Raw genomic sequence first — 21,932 nt, forward strand, 5'->3', positions numbered from 1 at the left:
CAATCAACCGCTAGTGTAATCTGAAAAATAAAAGCATATTTTTATACTAAAAAACCGAACATATTTGATCAATCACTCAAATAAGTTCGGTTTTGTCTTAGACTAAAACATTTTTGTCCCAGCCCCTTTTTATTCGGTAGACATTTGCAAACTATGTGCGTTTGTGAAAGAGACAAGAAACTCGCAAATATCGTGACTCGTCCACTTTTTTCTTGCATGAAGAATAAAAGTAATGGCAACATTCGTGAACAACATGCTAGAAAAAAGTCCAAAACCGACTTTTAATAACTTGATAGTTACGATTTTTTTCGAAAAGAACCTTATGAAAAGCTGTTTTCTAACTCATCTACCAATGAACCTACATATGCGACAGCGGTTTTTATCGGTTCTGGAGTAGACATATCTACTCCTCCTTGCTTCATTAACTCCAGTGGCGTTAAGGTACTTCCTGCCTTAAGAGCTGACAACCATTTTTCGACTGCTGGTTTCCCTTCTACTGCGATTTGTTTTGCAGCTGCTGTAGAAGCTGTTAAACCTGCTGAATATGTGTATGGATAAAGTCCCATATAATAATGTGGTTGACGCATCCATGTTAATGCAGCTCCTTCATCTAGTTCTACTGCATCTCCCCAGAAATCGGAAAGTAATGAAAGCTTTTGTTCACTGAGGACTTTGGCAGTGATAGGAATATCTTGATCTGCAAGAGCATATATCCTCCTTTGCAGTTCTCCTTCTAAAATATGAGTTACGAAATTATGGTAGTAGGTGCCTAGTGACTGCAGGATAACCCATCTGCGCATTCTTTCATCATTAGGTTGGGATAATATGTGTTGTGTTAATAGCATTTCATTCATTGTAGAGGGGGCTTCAACGAAATATCTAGAAGGACGTGTATTGGATATACGCTGATATCGTCCTGCTAAACGGAAATGTCCAGCATGCCCAAGCTCATGAGCTAGTGTGTAAGCATTTCTCATCGAATCGCTCCACGTCATTAAGATATATGGATGTACTCCATAAGGACTTGAACAGAATGCTCCTGATCCTTTTCCAACATTGTTTGCCGTATCTACCCATCTGTTTTGTAAAGCTTCCTCCATTATTTCCATGTATTCTGGACCCATAATTTTTAGAGATTCAAGAATTAGTTTCGATGCCTTTTCGTATGTAATTTGTGGATTGAATTTAGGGTCAAGTGGTGCTTTCAGGTCACAAAAATACATCTTGTCTAATCCAAGAACTCTCTTTTTTAAGGATGCGAGTCTTCTCATATGGGGAGCAAGTTCTATTTGGATTGTATCCAATTGATTGTGATACATCTCTTTTGACACATGTTGGCTATGAAGTAACATATCTGTAACCGAATCATACTTACGTAAACGTGATTCAATTACTTGTTTTTTTACCTCCGTTGCAAAAGTAGCGGCATATGTATGCTTGTACTTCGCAAGCGTATCAGTAAATGTTTGATAAGCCTTTCTTCTCAGATCTGTATTAGCTGATCCTTCATAATTTGGGAAAATATTGAATGTCAAGGGATGTTCTTTATTATCATCTGTTGTAAAAGACGAGAAGGACATATCAGATATAAGACTCCGTTGGTATATCATATATGGGGCATTATGAACTTCTCCCAAAGCAGATAAAACTTCTTCCGCTTCTGCCGATAACCTATGGGGCTTCGTTTCTAATAGCTCTAATAAATTTTTACGAAAGTGTACTAACTCCCTTTCCTCCGAAACATATTCTTCGAGCGTTTCTTTCTCCAATGTCAATATTTCTGAGGAGATAAATGAGGTACCTGCGTTTACAGAAGAATACAAACTAGCCACTCTAGTGGCATTCGCCTGATTATCTGGATTCGTTCCATCCGCTGATTGCTTAAGAGAAGCATAAGTCATTACCTTACCAACCTTTTCTGCCAACTCCTCCTCTGCCTTCAAACAATTAAGCAATGTGCTAGCACTTTCTGTTACTTTTCCTTTATATAATGCAATAGTCTTTAAATCAACCTTAATCGCATCAAGTTCATTCTCCCATTCATGACTAGAAGTAAATAAATCCTTTAAATCCCAAGTCTGTTCCAAAGGTACTTCTGATCTCTGCAAAGTCTTATTTAATACTTGTGTCATAATTATACCCCTTTCCTAATATTTCGTAATACGAATTATATTATAAAGGAAAAAATACATTATGGGAATTATCTTTATTGAAAAGTCAGAAAATTTATTCGTATGCATCTAAAGCTGATTACACTCTGGAAATAATAATGAATTTCCTAAATTCCTTAGTACACGATTTAGACAATAGAAATTTCTAATAACTAGAAAAGGAATCAATCCTCTTATCATTGACGTAACTAATAGAGGAAGGGTAATAACTTACGATCAGCAAGTACAGTGTTAACTTGACACACTCCTGTTTCTCTCCCATATTGCCATGCCCATATATTGGCTTTGCATGGTGGAGAGTGAGGCGTAAAATTTGGGGCAGTCTTCTCTTGTGAAGTACCTATTTCAGGCTCGGCACTCCAAAGAATGGACTGTGTAGCAATCTGACGTTTTTTCTTCACAGCTCTGCAATACGACTCTGAAAATTGCCCTTTGGTTGAATCGTTGAGGAATCCTGGTATATACCCCGTAGAAATAATTGAATCTATCCATCCATATACAAATGCTTCATCCACATCCATAAATCGGTGCACATCAACAAAAATAGCCGTATCTTTCGGAATAGATAAGCGCCTTGCATGGTATAATGCATTTCTTGCGAATACTCTCCCTTTATCAAATCCTTCTGGAACTTCATCTGATTTAAAGATAGGCATTACTTTTATGCTCCGCTCATGAATTAATTGTATTTCTTGAGTGGTCAAGCCTTCTGATAGACCTTCCACTTGTGAAAGTACTCTCCCCCAAAATTTCGGATAGCCAAAGTTCCTTTTCACACATCGGAGTAACGCCTCTGTAACTTTTTCAGATGAATTAACACCCCATACTTTAGTAGCCAACTTTCATTACCCCTCCACTCTGATGACAAATCCAATTCTTTTGCAAGTATATGTATGAAATGGTTGTTCTGCGCACGTTTTTTCAAAAATGCTGAGATTGAAAAAAATCCTAGTAAAGTATACTTCATCTACTATTATCACTTTTAATTTGAAAAGGAAAAGAACACAACAAGTAATACTTTATGTGAAATATGTGATAACTGAACTTGATAGTAGGGTAGCAAAAGAAAAAAAGTTAAAAAAAATTTATTATGAAGGATTCCTAGTTCTATATGTTGAAGATAGTATAGCGTTTTTATGTCCTTGAGAATGGAGGTTGATCTTTGAAAAAGGGAAAAATTAGACCTTTGGTAATTTGTATATTCAAGTATAAAGATTCTATTCTTGTCGCTGAAGGGTATGACTCTGTAAACGAGAGCTACTATTACCGCCCTATTGGTGGTGGAATCGAATTTGGGGAATGGAGCTCAGATGCATTAATAAGAGAAATACGGGAAGAGATAAACACTGAAATAGATAATTTGGAATACATAGATACAATCGAAAACATATTTACCTATAACGGTGAGATCGGACACGAAATAGTTGTAGTATACAATGCAGCATTTGTTGACGATACATTTTATAAAACGAGTTCCTTTGAAGGCGAAGAAGATGATGGAACAATATTTAAGTTGATCTGGGTCCCAGTAAGGGATTTTCAAAGAGGTAAATTCAAACTTGTTCCCGAGAAGTTATTAAAGGTTATCAAAGATTTTATGTAATATTTTTCCCTGCAACAAATCTACAGTGCTGAAATTGGCGATTCTCCCTTTTTCAGCACTCCATCACCCTTTTGACGGGTTGAGTTCGGAGTTTTTTGCCTTTTGATATCTGAAAAATTTCTAATTTATCAATCTACCCTTTTTCATTTCCACGATAATAAACATAAGCAGCATCCAGTACAGATTCTGTTGAAAATACAAGCACCCTTATATTGCCTTCCTCCGATAAAAAAGCAGGGCCAGATAAATGACTAGTTTATCTGGCCCAAAAAAGTTATTTCATTCTTCTTGCAAAATCGACAAATCGAAACTTGTCGAGTCTATGTCTGGATTCTGTGTACTGAAACGGACTGGCATCATCAAGATGAACAATACTCTTTACTACGACTACATGGGATAAACCTTGTAGATCCAATAATTCCTTGTCAAGGTCTGTAGCTTCCTCGACAGTAACTTCTTTGTCAGCGAATGCAATTTGCAACGAAAGGCCAGACTCTAAGTAATCATAGATAGAATTACGACAAATCTCTTCATCAAGGTATGGAACCTTACTCTTAATAAAGTAATCCTGGTCTAGAATGATATTATCATTATCTACCTTTCTAGATCGTACTACTTTCCACAGCTCGAGCTCTCCAAGCTTTGAGCTTAGCTCCTTAGTTGCAGCTACCTCTGTTACCTCATGAACGATTGTTTCCCATGGCCTGCCCATTTTTTCTGCAAGCTCTTTAAAACTTATTAACCCAGAAATGGGAAAGTCAAATTTGCCCCTATCCAATACAATAGAGCCTTTGCCCCTTACTTTTTGAATATAGCCATTTTGTGCCAATTGATTTAACGCTTTTCGTACTGTTTCTCTTGACGTGTGGAACATTTCAACAAGTTCATGTTCAGATGGCAGCTTTTCACCTGGTGAAAAAACATGACTATCTATCTTTTGAACAAGTTTCTGATAAATTAATTGATATTTATTATTTTTCATTTTTTACCACCTACTATTATTGTAGCATTACTTTTTCAGGTGATAAACGATTGATTCATATGGTCGTAATGAAATTTCTTTATAATCTAATGGAGAATCTTCATAGTTACTTAATAAAATGTTTGCTACATATCCATCAGTATCGATATCTATAGGTAAATGAAAATTAGTATTTTCACCGTAGTAATTACTTATGACAAGTAATTTTTCATTTTCCATATTTCTGGTATAAGCAAAGATTTCCTGGTGGTCACCAGCAATTAATGTAAAGTCTCCATGTGTAATGACATCGTACTCTTTTCTTAATTGAATTAATTTCTTGTAATGGTAAAAGACAGAATTAGGATTATTTAATGCATTTTCTGCATTAATTTCTGGATAATTACGTGCCACGCCAATCCATGGTGTACCACTTGTAAATCCAGCATTTTTATTCTCATTCCATTGCACAGGAGTACGGGAATTATCACGTGATTTATGACGAAGTATTTCGAGAATTTCTTCTTCGTTCATTCCAGCTTCTTTTTTTAGTTTGAATGTATTTAAAGATTCTACGTCCCGGTAGTCACTTATTTTGACAAAACCTGGATTAGTCATGCCGAACTCTTCGCCTTGATAAATATAAGGTGTCCCACGCATCATGTGCATGTTAGTTGCAAGCATCTTTGCCGATTCGCTGTGATATTCTTTATCATTTCCGTATCTGGATACTACACGCGGTTGATCATGGTTGCACCAGAATAGGGCATTCCACCCTCCACCTTTCTCCATTTCCACTTGCCACGTAGTAAGAATGTCTTTTAATTGGTGAAAATCAAAATCAGCTACGGACCACTTTTCTCCATTTGGATAATCGACCTTTAAATGATGAAAATTGAATGTCATGCTTAGTTCGTTACGATCAGGTCGTGAATATTTAATGCAATGATCTATAGTAGTGGAAGACATTTCTCCCACTGTCATGCTGTCATATTTGGAAAACACCTTTTCATACATTTCATTCATAAATTCATGTACCCTTGGTCCATCTGTATAGAATTTCCGTCCATCTCCAGGAGGCACAGAACCATCATCATCTGGAAATTCCTGGTCCTTAGAAATCAAGTTGATTACATCCAAGCGGAATCCATCTACACCTTTTTCAAACCAAAAAGTCATCATATCATAAACTTCTTTTCGTACCTGATCATTTTCCCAATTAAGATCTGCCTGGGTTACATCAAACAAATGCAAGTACCATTGCTCTGTTTCTTCATCATAGTTCCAAGCGTTCCCACCGAATTTTGATTCCCAGTTTGTAGGCTCACTTCCATCTTCTTTACTATCCTTCCATATATAAAAATCTCTATATGGGTTGTTTTCTTTAGCGTCTTTCGACTTCTTAAACCATTCATGCTCAGTTGAAGTATGGTTTACGACGATGTCCATAATTACTTTTATTTTTCTCAAATGTGCTTCTTCCAATAACTGATCAAAGTCTTCCATCGTCCCATATTCTTCATGAATCGAAAAATAGTCACTAATATCATATCCGTTATCTTTTTGAGGAGATTGATAAATAGGTGTCAGCCAAATAACATCTACTCCTAACTCTACCAAATAGTCAAGCTTCTGAATAATACCCTGGATATCTCCAACACCGTTGCCTGTTGTATCGTTAAAGCTCTTCGGATAAATTTGATAGACAACCGATCTTTTCCACCATGGTTCTTTTTGTTTACTCATCTTTATCCGCTCCTTTAATTAAGTAGGTAAACCCTTGTTTCATATGGTTGAAGATTGATTTCTGTGATGCTGCTTTGTGCGTTCACCACATAATTACTAATTAGTAATTGTTTAGTCATAAAGTTAATTTCATTTGGAATCTTAAATACTGGTTCTTTTTCATAAAAATTACAAATGACTAACAGTTTTTTATCCTCATACGTTCTTAAATAGGCAAAAATATCTGGATCATTTTCTAAAACAAGTTGATAATCACCAAACTTTATCAAGTCCTGCTGTTTTCTTAACATAATTAATTGAGAATAGTAGCTAAAAATGGAATGTTCGTTTGCCATCTCTGCCTCGGCATTTATGACGGAATAGTTAGGATTTACTTGAATCCAAGGGGTACCAGATGTAAATCCTCCATTTTCAGAACTATCCCATTGCATTGGAGTTCTTGCATTATCACGGCTTTTTGCATAGAGGCTTTTTAATACTTGATCTTCTGTCAGCCCTTGTTCTTTTAAATCCTTATAAGCCTGAATGGTTTCGATATCACGATAGCCTTCAATCGATTCGAACTCTATATTAGTCATCCCTAACTCTTCTCCCTGGTACACATAAGGTGTTCCCTTCATCATGTGAAGAAGTGTAGCTAGCATTTTTGCAGACTCGACCCGATACTTCTTGTCATTTCCAAATCGTGAAACAGATCTTGGTTGGTCGTGATTGTTAAAATAGAGACTGTTCCACCCATCATTTGATAACGCATTTTGCCATCGAGATAGGCTTTGTTTAAGGTCTAATAAATTTACTTTCTTTAAGTCCCATTTTCCATTTGGGCCATTATCGAGGCCGACATGTTCGAACTGAAAGACCATATTTAATTCATTTCTGTCCTGACTTGTATAATCTTTTGCCTCCTCAGGAGATACACCTGGCATTTCCCCTACCGTCATAGCATCGTAGTGGGAAAGCACTTCTTTATTCATTTCTTGCAAATACATGTGAATTTTCGGACCATTACGGTAATATTTGCTTCCAGATACATAGGATTTTCCAAGTTTTGGCTCACCATCTGGTAAACCTTGTTCTTTAGAGATGAAATTGATGACATCCATTCTGAATCCGTCTATTCCTTTATCAAGCCACCATCTCATCATTTTGTAAATGTCTTGACGAACATTCTCATTATCCCAATTTAAATCAGGCTGTTTTTTCGAAAAGAGGTGAAGATAATAATCTCCAGTTTGGTTATTATATTCCCAGGCAGAACCGCCAAAGTTTGAAGCCCAATTGTTTGGCTCTACACCTTCTGCTTTGCCTTCCCTCCATATGTAATAATCTCGATATTCATTTTCCTTAGATGATTTTGATTGGACAAACCATTCATGTTCGTCTGATGTGTGATTTACTACCAAATCCATAATTAATCGCATTTCACGCATATGAATCTGATCAAGTAATTCTTCCCAATCTTCCATAGTTCCTAATTCTTCCATAATAGTATAATAATCGCTGATGTCATAGCCATTATCATCATTAGGGGATTGATAAACAGGAGATAACCAAATAGTATCGATACCTAGCTCTTTTAAATAGTCAAGCTTCATAATAATTCCTTGAAGGTCACCTATTCCATCACCGTTAGAATCCATAAAGCTCCGAGGATAAATTTGATAGACAACACTTTCTTTCCACCATTCTTTTTTCATAAAATACCTCTCCCTTCAGTGAAAATATCGTGATAGAATTGAAAAAATTGCAAAAAGGGGATAACCCCCTTCCTACAATTCTTAAGCTTCTTTTTTCATTTTGATTTTTGCCATAATAAAAGTTAATGTAAATGGCACTATTAAAACAATTCCCATACCAACAAAGAATATTGGCCAGAATTCATATAAAATGGAGAAGAATGCTGGAAGTCCTCCAACTCCTATAGATGGAGCCATAACACCAGCAATGGTGATAACAATACCAGCAATAGCTGAACCGATCATTGCCGCAAAGAACGGATAGCGGAAACGGAGATTTACCCCGAACATTGCCGGCTCTGTTATACCAAGCCACGCTGAGATGGATGACGTTAATGCAAGCCCTTTAAGCTTTTCATCCTTAGTGGCGAGCATCATTGCAAACGCTGCTGAACCTTGAGCAATGTTGGACAAAGCTACCATCGGCCATAAGAATGTCCCACCGATTGTAGCAATAAGTTGGAAATCAACTGCAAGGAATGTGTGATGCATACCCGTGATGACAAGAGGTGCATATAAACCACCATATAAAAGACCACCTATGGCAGGAACCGCTTCAAAGATACTAACAAAACCACCAGTTAGAAAATTACCAACAGCAAAAGTAATTGGCCCAATTGCGACGAACGTTACAAAACCAGTTAATAGTAGCGTAACAGGAGGAACCACTAACATTTGGAAACCGTCACTTACACGCTTAGAAAGGAATCTTTCTACTCTCGCAAGTACATATGACGCTACTAAAACCGGTAGCACCTGTCCTTGGTAACCTACCTTTTCAACCTCTAGTCCAAAGAACTTCCAGGTATCAACACTTCCACCTTCTTGTGCTTCGGCATAGCCCCATGCATTAAGAAGGTCTGGGTGAACTAACATCAAACCAAGTACTATCCCGAGTAGCTCGCTTCCCCCAAATCGTTTAACTGCAGACCAACCGATCAATCCGGGTAAGAACACAAAGGCAGTGTTCGCTATGAGATTTATAATACTTGCAATATCTGTCCATTGAGGATGAACGTCAATAACTGACTGACCACTATAAAAAATATCCGCTCCGGTTAAGATGTTATTTATCCCCATCAATAGACCAGCTGTTACGATTGCAGGTAAAATTGGAATAAATATATCAGCTAAAGTCTTAATTGCTCGTTGAAGAGGGTTCAAGTTAGATTCTGAAGCCTTTTTAACTTCTTCTTTCGTTGATTCTCCAACACCTGTCATTTCTATGAATTCATTGTATACCTTGTTAACAGTACCTTGGCCAATCACGACCTGAAATTGCCCATTTGTAGAGAAGGAACCTTTTACAAGGTCAATATTATTCAGCGCTTCCTTATCTACTTTTTCTTCGTCATGTAAAGCAAGGCGGAGTCGCGTCACACAATGAGTGGCAGCACTAACATTTTCTTTTCCCCCAAGTGCTTGGACAATCTCTTCGGTTTGTTTTCTAATGTCCATGTTCTTTTTCCTCCTGTATTTCTATCTTTTCATTTTCAAATGTAAAAACTCAGTTTGTCCTTTTATTGCATTTTCAGATATTTTTTTATCAAGGCTCTCTACTTGGTCACTATTTGTGATGACAATTGGTGTAATAATATTGGCAGCCTTTTCTTTGATGAGATTGAGGTCACATGATATCAATTTGTCACCTACCTTCACCTTATCGCCTTCTTTTACATGGCCGACAAAGCCTTCTCCATTCATGGATACCGTTTCAAGGCCGACATGTATCAATATTTCTGCACCGCTTTCAGATCGTATACCAATTGCATGCTTTGTATGGAAAAATTGAATGATCTCCCCATTTACAGGAGAAACGACTTCACCATCTGTTGGTATAATTGCTAAACCATCACCCATCATTTTTTGTGAAAAGGTTGGATCAGGTACATCGGTAAGTTCTGTAACCTTACCACTTAGAGGAGTGAAGATTGTTTCTTCTGTTGGTGTCTTAGGATGATCTTTTAGACCAAATAACTTTTTAAACATATAAAAAACCTCCTATATTATTAATAAACGCTTACATTTCATTTTCGACTTGTATATACATGATTCCGTTAACAAGTTTAACTTGTATATACATCTTCGTCAACTAATATCTTTTTTGTACTTTACGATGCATTGAAATATTCCCTTCGTAACAATTCCAAGGAAGAAAAAAGCAATAAAAGAAATAGAATGGGACCAATTCATAAACTCAAGCATTCTAAAGGTTGTAAAAATAGGCTCTAAAACATAGGAAAAAAGAAAAGCGAGAAATATGGCTCCAATGATAAAGCTTTTCCATGTTCTTGCAAATTGATAATTGAGCATATAAAGAACGGGAATAACAGCAATATCTGCTGGTAATAGTGAAGGGATTTGATCTAATAACTTAAAGGGGTATCTCCATAGGTGATTTGTAGTTCCCAGTAAATCAAGCCAAGTCGCCATAACCGACCAAAATAACCCGTAAGATAAAATCTCAAACACCCTCGTTCGATCCACTATTTTCCACCATATAACCCAAGGGAAGAATAAAGATAAAAACAAAAGCCACCATCTGAGATCAGCCATAGTACTTTGTATAATCCAACTATTAATATAGTCGTAATAATTATTTTTCATTATGTACATTCCCTCTCCTTTGCAGCTTAAACCAAAGATACCAGCTGAATGAGCTGGTCAGAAGTCCTTTTATTTTTACCTTACAATTTTATTTTTACTCCAAATTTTCAAATAAACTAAAGTGAGATAATGATTTTTTTTGTATTTTGAATCTTTTTCTACACAAATTTTTAGAAACAAAAAAAGCACTAGGGAATAGCGCTTCTTTAATTTGAGGAGCTTACAATGTAATTGTAGTCGTAAACGGGATTAGTGAAAAAACTTTGAAGGATACTTTCACCTTGCCCGCAGCTTCAAATGTTTCTTTCTTTTTTGGATGGTTTGTGATAAAAATGTTATAAACTTCTTCATTTTTGGATGTATCACTAGGTATTGTTACTTCATCCAATTCTTCAAACACATCGGTTTGTTCTTGAATGAAAGCCTGGTCAATATTTTCTCCATTTCCACTATACATCCCATTTAATTTAACATGATAAGCAGTGATTGGCAGCTCTTTATCGTTTTCGTCGACCATTATCGTTCGAAAAACTTTTATTGGCATTATATATGGATTTTGCATACTTAAAGAAATGCCACTTTGGTTTGGTTCAAAAATTGCTGATTTTACAATATTTTCTTTTGTTGAATGAATATAAATAAAAAACACACTAAAGCTCAGTAGTAATGCCATAAGCATTCGAATTGGTTTGTGTTTTTTCCTCAAGGCTAATATCTCCTAACTATATACTCTCATGTAAGATTGTTCATCACCCTTATTTCAAGTAAGAAGCACGTTTATAAAAATTACTTAAAAAGAAGCATACCATCAATCATTACCTAATTCGAGAAAAACGAAACTAATTTCACTCACCAACTACTTCAAGTTCATCAACAAGTTCACCCTTATGGTTATATAGCTGTGCCTTATCTCCATTATTGTTCCATAAATATTCACTGAGCCAATGGAGATACCTTTTCACATCATGTTTTTGAGCTCCTGATCCGATGTAGACAGTTTCTCCAGCTTTTAGCTTATAATTATTCGGAAAATCAAATGTTTGATATCCTTTTTTGCTTACTAGTTTCCACTCAGACATATCTACCGTTACATCACTCTTGTTTTCAATTGTCACCATTTCTCCTTTAATATCCAGGTCAGTAATAACCACTGTTTTACTTCCGTCCTCAATTGTCTGAGTCGCATAAAGCCACGGTCTTTCATTTACATACAAAAGCTTACCATCTGTCGTGAACACGATACTTCCTGTTTTTGCTGTGTTATAAATATCTGAGCCACTTTCTAAAAGACGATTTATTACAGGCAGGTGAGGATGGTGAAAGTCGTTTTCCCTACCTGCAGATATTACTGCAACCTTCGGATGAACTTTATTCAAAAATGATGTGGTGGAGGAGCTATTTGAGCCGTGATGTGCTACTTTTAATATCGTAGATTCAAGATCGTATTTCCTACTTAATCTCTTTTCCTCCGTCTCTTCTGTATCCCCCATTAACAAAAATTTCATATCACCGTATGTTACATGGAGAACAATAGAAGCATTATTGTTTTCTTTTTCCTCAGAACCACTGTTCAGTACTTTTATTTGAATAGCCGGATCTACTTTCAGTTTCATCTTTTCTTTTGCGTACTGTATTGGAACGATATTGTTCCATACGTATTGTTTGTATTGAATAAATGTTAGGGTTGAATGAGCCTTCCCGCTATCCAATATTTTTTTAACAGGAATTTTTTCTAATAAAGTAGGGATTCCTCCAATATGATCAAAATCTGGATGGGTTATGACAAGCAAGTCAAGCGAAGAGACCTGAATTTTTTTTAAGTAATTCAGCAATTGGCGGGACGAATTTTTGGGACCTGTGTCTATCAAAACATTCGATCCATTCGGGGTTTGTAAGAGGATGGCATCTCCTTGTCCGACATCAATGAAATGAACTCGTAAACTGTGTGAATTCAATTCTAATTTATCTTTTTCATACAAGAAAATATCGGAAGAAGTGTCTGTTTTTACTTTATAGGAAGGTGATAGCGTGCTTGATTCAGTTGTTTGAAGTGGAAATAGAAGAAAGATCATTAATAGAAAAAAACATATTTTTCTTTGCAAACTACTCTCCCCCTAATAAAATTCTTATCATTACTATGAGGGAGAGCATTCAATTTTATTCATAGCTGTTTTCACAAGCTTTGTTGGTTAACGTACGTTCGATAAACTCTAAAAATTCGTTACTCATCAGCTATATTCTGTCAATTTAGGTAAAGTACCAAGACAAGTATTTACATAACCTAAGGCCAGAAACCGACTTTTTATGGGTTATTAGCAACAATTTTAGATAAAGAGCCTTAATAAAAGCCGATGTTATCCAGAAAGATCAGTCCACTATTAGTTTGATTAAATTCAAAAGATATCTCCTCTATATTACTGAAATCAATAGTAGGAAAGGAGTCTTTCCAATAATCAATTGGGACTTCATAGGTATGAAGCATATGTTCATATTCATTCCCAAATCGCTTATTCCACCAGTTGAAACGGTAAAGCTTCGTAGAATAAGTCGGGTCGATGTACACTGTCGTTCTAAGACGACTGTCAAATTTTGAAACCCCTTTAGGCTTTAGGCTTACTGTTATCGGTATTGGCTTATGCTGATAACCTTCTGGGACTGGTATGTGATAAAACTCATATCGCTCTGGATGTGCTTGAACAGCATCGAATCGTAAAACGGTATCGGCATGAAAGTCGTCTGACACGGTATTCGGTACTATTAACGTATACCGACTGTTTCTACTACTCCAACCGAGCTTAACTACCTGATTATATTGAGGTTCTTTATTTCTCTGTAATAAATTAATTTCTTTCCATACTTGCAAATTATGCCCTTGCATTTCCCCACCAATAGTAGAAGTTGTCACGTCTACATCTTCCTCAAATGTTGCTAGTGGTGTGAAACTAGAATTTTCATACCTTACTCTGAGAGGGTCGGCTGGAACCCAAGAGGAGACTAGATTCTTATCTTCAAATATCTTTTTAAGTTCTTTTTTGCCTTTTAATGTCGCATCAAGAAAGGAAGCTATATAAATTTTGGTGATGTCACGTTGCGTGTCTGGCGTCATTAGTTCCTTTCGGTTCATAAACCACCAATAAGGGGCAGGCTGGTCCATTTCCCAATCAGAATTGAATTGGCCATGATTTCCTCCATAAATATAAATACTGCTTTTAAACCCATCAAAGTCTTCATTGAAATGCACTCGCTCAAATTGTCTCATTCCTAAATAATTCGTATGATCCGTATCATTTCCACCTTGTAAAGTTAGATAATTGACATCTTCTAGCTTAACAGGCTGGTCACCTGGGGTAAACCTACCATCTCCTGGTGAGAGGCCGATAAGAGCTTTAATAGAGAAATCAAAATTCAATCTTACTTTGGCGTTGTTCGGGAATCTTTCTAGTTCATTAAACTGCTTAGCGATACTAATTGCTTCCCCACCTCTTGAATGTCCAATCAACGCAATATTATCCATATCGATTTTATTAAACAGATCATGTTCCTTTGTTTTATTCCATGTCTGCCATTGCTCTAAATGTTTTAATAACAGCCACGCTCTTCCTGCGTTATCCCAACCAATATGTCCAGATTTTCCAGAATTAATGAAATTTTGATCTACTGAAACTGCTATGTAGCCCTTTTTAGCGAGCATTTCTCCAAGATAAGCATATCCCCCATCCGAAAAGTCTGCCATATTATGATTTCCATGAACGATTAATACTAGTGGAAATGTCTCATTATCATTACTAATTGGCATCCACACTCTTCCATTGAGTGGTGCATTTTGCAGATTAAAACCCCAGAACCATTCGCGGTACCATTTATTCCACCCTTTCGGTTGTACAATGAAGGAAGATATATTTACTGGATTTGTTTGATAAAGAACATCTTTATAATCGTCTCTTTTATCTGAACCACTACCGTATGTAAAATAAGTAATATCATAATTTTTTTCTGTTGCGGGGTTTACTATTTGAGAACTACTTGAATTCAATTGAAGGGACCAATCACCCTCCTTGCCATCTGTAGCGGTAAAATAGATAAATATTCCATGAAGAACGACAGTACTAATGAAGGACAGAAAAAAAAACGATTTCTTCTGCTTTTTATAGAGATATAAAGTTAATCCCGAGAAAGCACCCAATACCAGTACAAAATAACCCATTAACCGAAAGAAAGGACCTAAATATGTACCGACCGAATAAACTGCATAAACAGCTCCGATAATACAGGCGAGGAAAAATATTGGCATTCTCTTTATGAAATTTACTAAAAGAAATGTTAGTATCCAAATAGTGATAAATACGAATGCCCCAGAGCCTACTATAATTAGGACATCTGCCCATTTTCCTGCTCCAGTATAAAAGAAAAAACCCATAAATAACAAAAAACAAACGATGTATAGTAAAAGTGCTGCAATAATAAATCTCCAACTATTGCTTACAAAACGAGTAGCTTCTTCTATACCAGTTTTCAAGAGCATTTTAAATTTATTCATACCAATTCACCTAATTGATTAAAGTATTAGTTAATTCTTTTTTCTCAAAACTCTTGTTCAAATGCTTGTTTTGCAAGGATATCCATTGTTAGCTCGTCAGCAGGAGGGTTATGAAGACCTGCTCTTACGTCTCGATAATATCTTTGTAAAGGATGATCAACATGAAGACTTTGTGCACCTACAATTCTCATCGCTTCATCCACAACTTTTATAGCAGTATTTGTGGCAATGAGTTTTACAGCAGCTAATTCACCTAACAATTGATCTCGCTCTTCCGGCTTATCGTCCCAATATCTAGCTACACTATATAGGAAATGTCTTGCAGATGCTAAATCTAAATCCATCTTTGCCACCCTATCTCTCACTTTTGGAACATTTTTTATTGGATGTGGTAAACTGTTTGGTTGATAGGTTTCAGCAAAACGTATTGCCTCATTTCTTGCGGAAATGGCTATTCCCAAATAGCATGCTGGAATATGCAGGAGCCAGCCTTGAGGTTTTGGTGTCTCCTTCTTTTTCACATAGAGTAGCGCCTCTTGAGGTGCGGTTACCTCATTAATAAGAAGATCATCACTCCGTGTCGCACGCATACTCATGGAATTCCACGTTTCCTCGATGGAAATCCCACTCCATTCCCGTTTGAGTAAAAACTCACCAACATCTTCGGTATTTTCGATTGAGGCGGAGATAATGAAAAAGTCTAATACTGGTGCAAGTGATGTAAAGTTCTTTCTTCCGTTGATTATCCATTCACCATTAGGCATTTTTTTAGCAGTTGTTATCGGTTTACCGCCTCGAGCTGGACTACCAGTCTTTGCTTCACTATGGGCACTATTAATAAGTTTATTCTCTTGAATAATCTCCTTACAAATTTGTTTGTATATAGATTCTTGCCAAGAGTTATAAATGGACACATTCATTAAGATGCCTAGATGCCAGCCAAGGCTTAGAGCAGTTGGTCCATCTCCTTGGGCAAGTGTTTCTTGAAGTAGGAGGAAATCATATAGTCCCGCTCCTTGCCCACCATATCTTGAGGGAATAGTTAAATCTAGAAATCCTGCATGCTTTATATCTTGAAAATTACGAAAAGGAAATTCTGCGACTCTGTCATAATGAGCTGCTCTCTTTGAAAAAACAGTTGCAAGTTCTTCTGCTTTTTTTGCAATCATTTTTTGTTTTTCGGTCAATGCAAAGTTTCTAATACCATTCATGTGATTACCCACCTTCAGGCAAGATTCCAATTATCTTAACATACGTTGAAGAAATTTTTCACAGATAGTTAGATTATTGATCTTTCATCTATTTGTTTAGATCATTCTCCTTAATTGGAATCAACATTGCTCCAACAACTTTTTCATAAAACTCGATTGGGCCTGCTCCTTCCAAAATAGCATATTTGTACTTTTTTCTTTTTAACTCAAGTAAACAATGATGCAGCAATATTGTTCCAACACCATGCTCCCTATTTTGGTTTGAAATTCCCATTGGGCCAAAAGTGCCTCTTTTTTTATCATGTGCTTCATAACATGCAAAACCATTAATTATATTGTTATGATAAGCTACAAAAATAGAAATATCCTCATGTTCCATCCCATTTTTTATGGATTCAAGCCATCCACTTCCAAACTCACTTTTAACAAAATCAATAATTTCCGGTTCATCCTTTTTTAAAGCCCTTCTAATAAATAACTGTTTGTTCTCTATCGAGGGGAAATAATTATCAAGAGGAACTAGCATATCTCTTGCACGGCATAGGATTTTGTCAAACATAATTAAATCCTGTTCAGTAAACAACTCCCCCAAACTACTATCAATTCTCAAGGTCGCTTGCATTAAATGACCCTCATTTAACAACGTTTGGTTATAACGAATCATTCTCTTTTCGGCCATATTTAATACTTCCATCATTTTACCGGTTACTGGGAAAGGAAGTGTTGTCTGTAAAAGTGAGGCTGAGTGAGTTCTTATTACATGTTTCTCATAATCTAGCAAAAACTGATGGCCATATTTTTTCATTAAATATTGATGTAGTTCCGCACATGGTCCCGTATTTTCTTCACACATAGCAAGCAGTAAATGAAGCGGTGTTATAGCCATTTCCCTATCACTTTTGTTGGCTAATATTCGCCATATTCTTTGAACTCTGTCGGTATACTTAACCAAATCCCATCCTCCATTGAGTGTATTTTCAGAAATTATTATAGAAAAAAACAGCACCTATATAGGTACTGCCAGATTGTCAATAAACATTCGCAACAGTTTTTTCATAAAGGAAAGTGTTTACATAGAATCAATAAAAGAAAATAGTATTCTATAATAGATTCATATCCATTATGATTTTAACAAGTCATATACTTCTTCATCCAATTTTTTAGCAAGGTCCATATCGTATGTTTTAATATAATCTGGTTCCTGAGTTATTTTGCCGCCATAGAAGATGACATCTTCCACTTCCTCCACTTCAACTGTCACAATTCGGTACTTCATCGTTTTATCAATGATATCTGATACTTTTCCTTTTCCATTGATAGAGTAACAACTTCCAGCTCCAACCACCCCTAGAATTAAATGAGGGTTATGCTGAATATTAAACGCACTTTCTGCTTTATGGCCTAATGCAAATTTAATTGTCTTCCCATCCTCGTATGCAATTAGCCAGGAAACAATACTTAAATTCGGTTTTTGGGTATCCTTGTCCGTTGTAATTAAGGAAACAATTTTTTCTCCCTGAAGTAATTCTATTAGTTCATTATTCAGTGCAGATTCTTTCTTCGGCATTCTCAACACCTCCTATTTCATCTACATATATCCATTATATACAATGATTGGATTACATTCAAAAAAAAGCCTCAGCTCCTTTCCTTACCCTTTACAAAAAGGAGCTTTCTTCTAGTAGTAACTGGCTTATGACATCAAAAGGCGTAGAACCGCTAAAAAGGGCTAATCAAACTAAAATCCATACTTTCCAAAAAAACAACAGCATTCACACTGATAGGAATGCTGTTTTCACTTTCATTAATTTCTACTTCTTCTACTATAGGCAATAGAATGTGTGTAACGCTCCTGCATTTTTTTTCGTCTTCTTTTCTTCTGAAAGACACTAACAATCAAAATTATCATGCAAAGACCGATAAACACTAATACTATTGTTATAAAATTGCTCTCTTTTTCCACTTGTAGTTCAATGGAAGCTGATACATTTGTATTCTTTGAAGGAACTGGGTTTAAGTCGTTTTTTTTCTGCTCAACTAAGACATCTTCTTTTATTTTTTCCTCATTTCCAATTTGAACAACTAGTTGTTTATCTTTACTAACAGCAAGTTTTATCGAGTCGTCTTCTTGCTTGGCAACATAAATATTTTTGGCAAGCATGTATTCTTGTCCCATTGCATCTGCTAGTAATTGACCTTTATTTATCATTTCAGTCGTGAAGTTTTGAAAACCATAATCTAAAAGAGCCATTGTGTCATAATAGCTATAGTATTTTGATGATGCATTCATCGTAACAGCAATTAATTCCATTCCATTTTTTTGTGCAGAAGTGACAAGGGTATGTCCGGATTCTGGAACATATCCATTTTTAACACCTGTCGTTCCTTCGTAATCCCAAAGTAGCCGATGGTGATTATACAGAGTAGTTTCCCAACCTTCACCCACCCAATCTATCACTTTAGTACCGACTATTTCTCTGAACGTGTCATTCTTCATTGCATAATTTGTAATTTTCGCCATATCTTTAGCGGTAGTTACGTGGTCAGGGTGAAAAAGACCATGGGGATTTGTGAAATTTGTATCTTCTGTACCAATCTTTTCTTTTACAAAAGTATTCATTCTTTTGGCAAATGCCCGCTCACTTCTATCAAAGTGTTCTGCAATTGCAGTTCCTGCATCATTCCCTGAGTTTATCATTAACCCAAGAAGGAGTTTTTCTAACGTTAATTGTTCCCCTTCTAAAAGATACACTCTTGAACCATCTTGATTCCTTGCGTTTTTACTTACCGTAACTATTTCTTGTAAATCGCCATCTTCAATAGCAATTATAGCTGTCACTATTTTAGTAATGCTAGCAGGATACATTTTGCGGTCACTATCTTTTTCATACAAAATGTCACCTGATTTAGTATCAATTACTATTGCAGTTTCACTGAATAATTCTTCAGGTTCTAGAGCATGTATATCATATGCATTGCTCATTATAAACACTACTGTCAATACTATAAGACTTAAATATCTTAATATCATTTTCTTTACATACCTTTCATGAAAAATCTACAGAACGTTGTCGTAATAACCCGAATAATCTTTCTATTTTAGTTTATATTATTGCGCATGTATTTTCATGCAGAAATATTCATTTGTAAAAAAAGTAATATAGATTTAATAATATTTTACAAACATAATAAATGAAAAAGTCTTCCTCTCATATACATCTTGGCAGTCCAAGGATGTCATCATGATAACTTCTTTTGCATAATCAATAAAGGCTTCTCTTTATAAAACACGCTTTTCTGCACATCAAAACCTAGCTTCTCCCAATACCTCTTTCCTTTTTTATTTTCTTCAAAGCATCCTAACCTGATAGTATTTACCTTCTTAGCAACCATCATTGACTCATAAAGACTGTATGCTTTTTTTGCAATACCCCTGTTTTCCCAATCAGAATGAATAAGAAATAAACCTAGCCAAGGAAAACCATCTTTTGGATTTTTTAATGTAAAATCAATGATTCCAACATAATGATCCATCCATTTTATCACATATCTCTCTTTTTCCAGTTTCTCTTCTTTTTGTTCTTTTATAATATCGTATGTAGTTAACGTGGCTCGCCCACTTGAAATGAGATTATAGGAGGGCTGTGAATTCATTATTTCCAATTCCACTTCTATTAATGACTCCTCGCTTTTAATAAACGTCAGCATTTCTATCCTCCCAGGAAAAAGGGTAAACAGTGGAAATATCCCCCATTTACCCAATCTTTCTATTTATTTACTTTATTGATAGTACAATAAGATTTTATAAAGTGTTCAGGATTCAATGGTTCCCCTGTCACATTTTTAATCTTCTCGTTCCAATGGAAACTTGCTCCTGGTGCCAAAAATTCGTCTCTAATAAAAGCACCGACCTTTTTATTGAAGAATTCCTCAGAAATGGTTGATTTAATATATTGATATAGCTGTGCAGCTGTTAGTTCTCCTAATAAGTAATTCTGGTAGTAGACAGGCGCCAGAGTGAAATGAATTTTTGCTGCCCAATCTGGATTTGTGCGGTCCTCAGGAGGATTCAATAATTGAATTTGTTCCACCTTCTCCCACCATAAAGCATTTAGATCTTGATCTGGATTTTCATATAATTCTCTTTCAAAGAAGACGAAGGTGATAATCCAGCGTCCAGATATCAACATCTTTAATTGTTCGTGCTTTTCCAGTGAAGGCATGATTCTATTAAGCTCCACTTCATCAAGCTGTAAAAACTTAGTTAACCATTCTCTATTTTCTGTCATTTTCCCGAATAGCATGGCAACTGCTTCTGTTGTCAAAATATGTGCATAGCTTCGAAGCAAATAAGGGAGATCACGATTTACATAATTATTATATGCCGCATGGCCAAATTCATGGAGCATCGTTCCCATCCAGTATGTGTTATCGACATTATTACAAAGTACTCTAATATCACCTTCTCTGTTCATATCCATACAAAAGGCTGTTGGATTTTTCCCTTCTCGTGGTTCGAGATCTGAAGAAGCGTATAATTCTTCAATCGGCATATCCATGGAATCAAATGTATCTGCAGTTAACTGCTTTAAATCTTTACCTTTGAAATACCTATCCAGATTGCTCTTCTCGTTTGCAGGTGCCTCTTGGAAAAATGGATCAACATAATGCCAAGGCTTCAGTTCTTCTATCTTGATAGAAAACTTGTCCGCTAACTCTTGATCGAGTTCACTTTTCAAACTTCTGAACATGTCCTCTGATTGATCTATCAAGTGCTGAAACATGGAAAAAACGTCATTGATATCTAACTCCTGATTTGCAAAAGACATTTGATAAAAGTTTTCATAACCTAGTTTTCTCGCAGCTACATTACGTTGCTTCACGAGTTCCAATAGCTTTTCTGAAACTACGACTCCTACTTCTTTACTAGCTTTCCATGCCTTTTCCCTTTCCACACTGTCTGTACTGTTTAATAACGTATTCCTGATGTCATTTGCTGATAACTTATTACCGTCTACTTCTGGTAAATACGTATTAAAAAGGTAATTTAATTCTGCAGACATTCCCGATAGTTTTTCAATTGATTCTTTATCTAATTGATTTTCTTTCATTTCATATTCTAATAACTCCAATTGTCTTTTTTCTTCCGCACCTAAAGAGGAATCTGCCAAAAATGTTTTGACCTGTTCAAATTTTTTATTGTCTGAATAAAACAATTTAAGCTCACTTGTGGTTTTTCCTGCTTTCTCAGCCCATTCCTTCTCTCCTGTCGTTTGGGCCATCCAACCAGCCTGTGTTGCCTTAACTAGTAATTCTTTAAATTGTGCGTTTTGTTCTTTTAAAAATTGTTCAACTAGCAT

Annotated in this window: 18 protein-coding genes; 1 reads left to right on the plus strand and 17 read right to left on the minus strand. The window is 35.9% G+C overall.

Annotation, left to right across the window (positions count from 1 at the left end; genetic code table 11):
- Positions 1–320 precede the first annotated feature (320 nt).
- Both pepF and LRP81_RS03465 read right to left on the minus strand, forming a co-directional pair.
- Entirely contained in the window at positions 321–2,132 is a 1,812-nt protein-coding gene (gene pepF, locus LRP81_RS03460) for an oligoendopeptidase F (RefSeq protein WP_230499842.1), read from the minus strand.
- Between the two features lie 227 nt (positions 2,133–2,359).
- Positions 2,360–3,010 (minus strand): glycoside hydrolase family 25 domain-containing protein, encoded by a 651-nt coding sequence (locus tag LRP81_RS03465; RefSeq protein WP_230499843.1) that lies wholly within the window; start codon positions 3,008–3,010, stop codon positions 2,360–2,362.
- A 323-nt stretch (positions 3,011–3,333) separates the two neighbouring features.
- On the opposite strand from LRP81_RS03465, the gene LRP81_RS03470 reads away from it, so the two are divergent.
- Positions 3,334–3,774 (plus strand): NUDIX hydrolase, encoded by a 441-nt coding sequence (locus tag LRP81_RS03470; RefSeq protein WP_230499844.1) that lies wholly within the window; start codon positions 3,334–3,336, stop codon positions 3,772–3,774.
- A gap of 274 nt (positions 3,775–4,048) precedes the next feature.
- Here the strand turns inward: LRP81_RS03470 and treR are convergent, their stop codons facing one another.
- The 15 genes from treR to LRP81_RS03545 form a co-directional block, all read right to left on the minus strand.
- A complete protein-coding gene (gene treR / locus LRP81_RS03475; RefSeq protein ID WP_230499845.1) occupies positions 4,049–4,756 on the minus strand; it encodes a trehalose operon repressor in 708 nt (235 codons plus the stop codon).
- A 27-nt stretch (positions 4,757–4,783) separates the two neighbouring features.
- Entirely contained in the window at positions 4,784–6,481 is a 1,698-nt protein-coding gene (gene treC, locus LRP81_RS03480) for an alpha,alpha-phosphotrehalase (protein WP_230499846.1), read from the minus strand.
- A gap of 14 nt (positions 6,482–6,495) precedes the next feature.
- Complete coding sequence (locus LRP81_RS03485; protein ID WP_230499847.1) at positions 6,496–8,178, minus strand: glycoside hydrolase family 13 protein; 1,683 nt, start codon at positions 8,176–8,178, stop codon at positions 6,496–6,498.
- 81 nt (positions 8,179–8,259) lie between these two features.
- The gene (treP, locus tag LRP81_RS03490; protein WP_230499848.1) at positions 8,260–9,675 is read right to left on the minus strand and encodes a PTS system trehalose-specific EIIBC component; all 1,416 of its coding nucleotides are present in this window, start codon (positions 9,673–9,675) and stop codon (positions 8,260–8,262) included.
- Between the two features lie 21 nt (positions 9,676–9,696).
- The gene (locus LRP81_RS03495) at positions 9,697–10,206 is read right to left on the minus strand and encodes a PTS sugar transporter subunit IIA (protein WP_230499849.1); all 510 of its coding nucleotides are present in this window, start codon (positions 10,204–10,206) and stop codon (positions 9,697–9,699) included.
- Positions 10,207–10,305: 99 nt separating this feature from the next.
- Positions 10,306–10,824 (minus strand): CBO0543 family protein, encoded by a 519-nt coding sequence (locus LRP81_RS03500; protein WP_230499850.1) that lies wholly within the window; start codon positions 10,822–10,824, stop codon positions 10,306–10,308.
- 220 nt (positions 10,825–11,044) lie between these two features.
- Positions 11,045–11,530, minus strand: a complete 486-nt coding sequence (locus LRP81_RS03505; protein ID WP_230499851.1) for a hypothetical protein — start codon at positions 11,528–11,530, stop codon at positions 11,045–11,047.
- Between the two features lie 139 nt (positions 11,531–11,669).
- A complete protein-coding gene (locus LRP81_RS03510) occupies positions 11,670–12,926 on the minus strand; it encodes an MBL fold metallo-hydrolase (RefSeq protein WP_230499852.1) in 1,257 nt (418 codons plus the stop codon).
- A 236-nt stretch (positions 12,927–13,162) separates the two neighbouring features.
- A complete protein-coding gene (locus LRP81_RS03515) occupies positions 13,163–15,361 on the minus strand; it encodes a hypothetical protein (RefSeq protein ID WP_230499853.1) in 2,199 nt (732 codons plus the stop codon).
- 44 nt (positions 15,362–15,405) lie between these two features.
- Positions 15,406–16,572: an acyl-CoA dehydrogenase family protein gene (locus LRP81_RS03520; RefSeq protein ID WP_230499854.1), complete on the minus strand. Its 1,167-nt coding sequence runs from the start codon at positions 16,570–16,572 to the stop codon at positions 15,406–15,408.
- A gap of 88 nt (positions 16,573–16,660) precedes the next feature.
- Positions 16,661–17,524 carry a GNAT family N-acetyltransferase gene (locus tag LRP81_RS03525; RefSeq protein WP_230499855.1) on the minus strand — a complete coding sequence of 288 codons (864 nt, stop codon included), beginning with the start codon at positions 17,522–17,524 and terminating at the stop codon, positions 16,661–16,663.
- Positions 17,525–17,692: 168 nt separating this feature from the next.
- The gene (locus LRP81_RS03530; protein ID WP_230499856.1) at positions 17,693–18,139 is read right to left on the minus strand and encodes a pyridoxamine 5'-phosphate oxidase family protein; all 447 of its coding nucleotides are present in this window, start codon (positions 18,137–18,139) and stop codon (positions 17,693–17,695) included.
- A gap of 237 nt (positions 18,140–18,376) precedes the next feature.
- The gene (locus tag LRP81_RS03535) at positions 18,377–19,564 is read right to left on the minus strand and encodes a D-alanyl-D-alanine carboxypeptidase family protein (protein WP_230499895.1); all 1,188 of its coding nucleotides are present in this window, start codon (positions 19,562–19,564) and stop codon (positions 18,377–18,379) included.
- A gap of 248 nt (positions 19,565–19,812) precedes the next feature.
- A complete protein-coding gene (locus LRP81_RS03540) occupies positions 19,813–20,280 on the minus strand; it encodes a GNAT family N-acetyltransferase (protein WP_230499857.1) in 468 nt (155 codons plus the stop codon).
- Positions 20,281–20,339: 59 nt separating this feature from the next.
- The gene (locus LRP81_RS03545) at positions 20,340–21,932 is read right to left on the minus strand and encodes a M2 family metallopeptidase (RefSeq protein WP_230499858.1); all 1,593 of its coding nucleotides are present in this window, start codon (positions 21,930–21,932) and stop codon (positions 20,340–20,342) included.

Origin of the sequence: Sutcliffiella rhizosphaerae (assembly GCF_917563925.1) — a bacterium.
Taxonomy (GTDB): domain Bacteria; phylum Bacillota; class Bacilli; order Bacillales; family Bacillaceae_I; genus Sutcliffiella_A; species Sutcliffiella_A rhizosphaerae.

What these genes read in the sequence shown, in the direction of transcription:
- LRP81_RS03520 (WP_230499854.1), bottom strand. Translation starts at nt 16,572, where the DNA reads ATGAATGGTATTAGAAACTTTGCATTGACCGAAAAACAAAAAATGATT.
- LRP81_RS03545 (WP_230499858.1), bottom strand. Translation starts at nt 21,932, where the DNA reads ATGCTAGTTGAACAATTTTTAAAAGAACAAAACGCACAATTTAAAGAA.
- LRP81_RS03530 (WP_230499856.1), bottom strand. Translation starts at nt 18,139, where the DNA reads ATGCCGAAGAAAGAATCTGCACTGAATAATGAACTAATAGAATTACTT.
- treP (WP_230499848.1), bottom strand. Translation starts at nt 9,675, where the DNA reads ATGGACATTAGAAAACAAACCGAAGAGATTGTCCAAGCACTTGGGGGA.
- treR (WP_230499845.1), bottom strand. Translation starts at nt 4,756, where the DNA reads ATGAAAAATAATAAATATCAATTAATTTATCAGAAACTTGTTCAAAAG.
- LRP81_RS03515 (WP_230499853.1), bottom strand. Translation starts at nt 15,361, where the DNA reads ATGAATAAATTTAAAATGCTCTTGAAAACTGGTATAGAAGAAGCTACT.
- LRP81_RS03495 (WP_230499849.1), bottom strand. Translation starts at nt 10,206, where the DNA reads ATGTTTAAAAAGTTATTTGGTCTAAAAGATCATCCTAAGACACCAACA.
- treC (WP_230499846.1), bottom strand. Translation starts at nt 6,481, where the DNA reads ATGAGTAAACAAAAAGAACCATGGTGGAAAAGATCGGTTGTCTATCAA.
- pepF (WP_230499842.1), bottom strand. Translation starts at nt 2,132, where the DNA reads ATGACACAAGTATTAAATAAGACTTTGCAGAGATCAGAAGTACCTTTG.
- LRP81_RS03540 (WP_230499857.1), bottom strand. Translation starts at nt 20,280, where the DNA reads ATGCTGACGTTTATTAAAAGCGAGGAGTCATTAATAGAAGTGGAATTG.
- LRP81_RS03500 (WP_230499850.1), bottom strand. Translation starts at nt 10,824, where the DNA reads ATGAAAAATAATTATTACGACTATATTAATAGTTGGATTATACAAAGT.
- LRP81_RS03485 (WP_230499847.1), bottom strand. Translation starts at nt 8,178, where the DNA reads ATGAAAAAAGAATGGTGGAAAGAAAGTGTTGTCTATCAAATTTATCCT.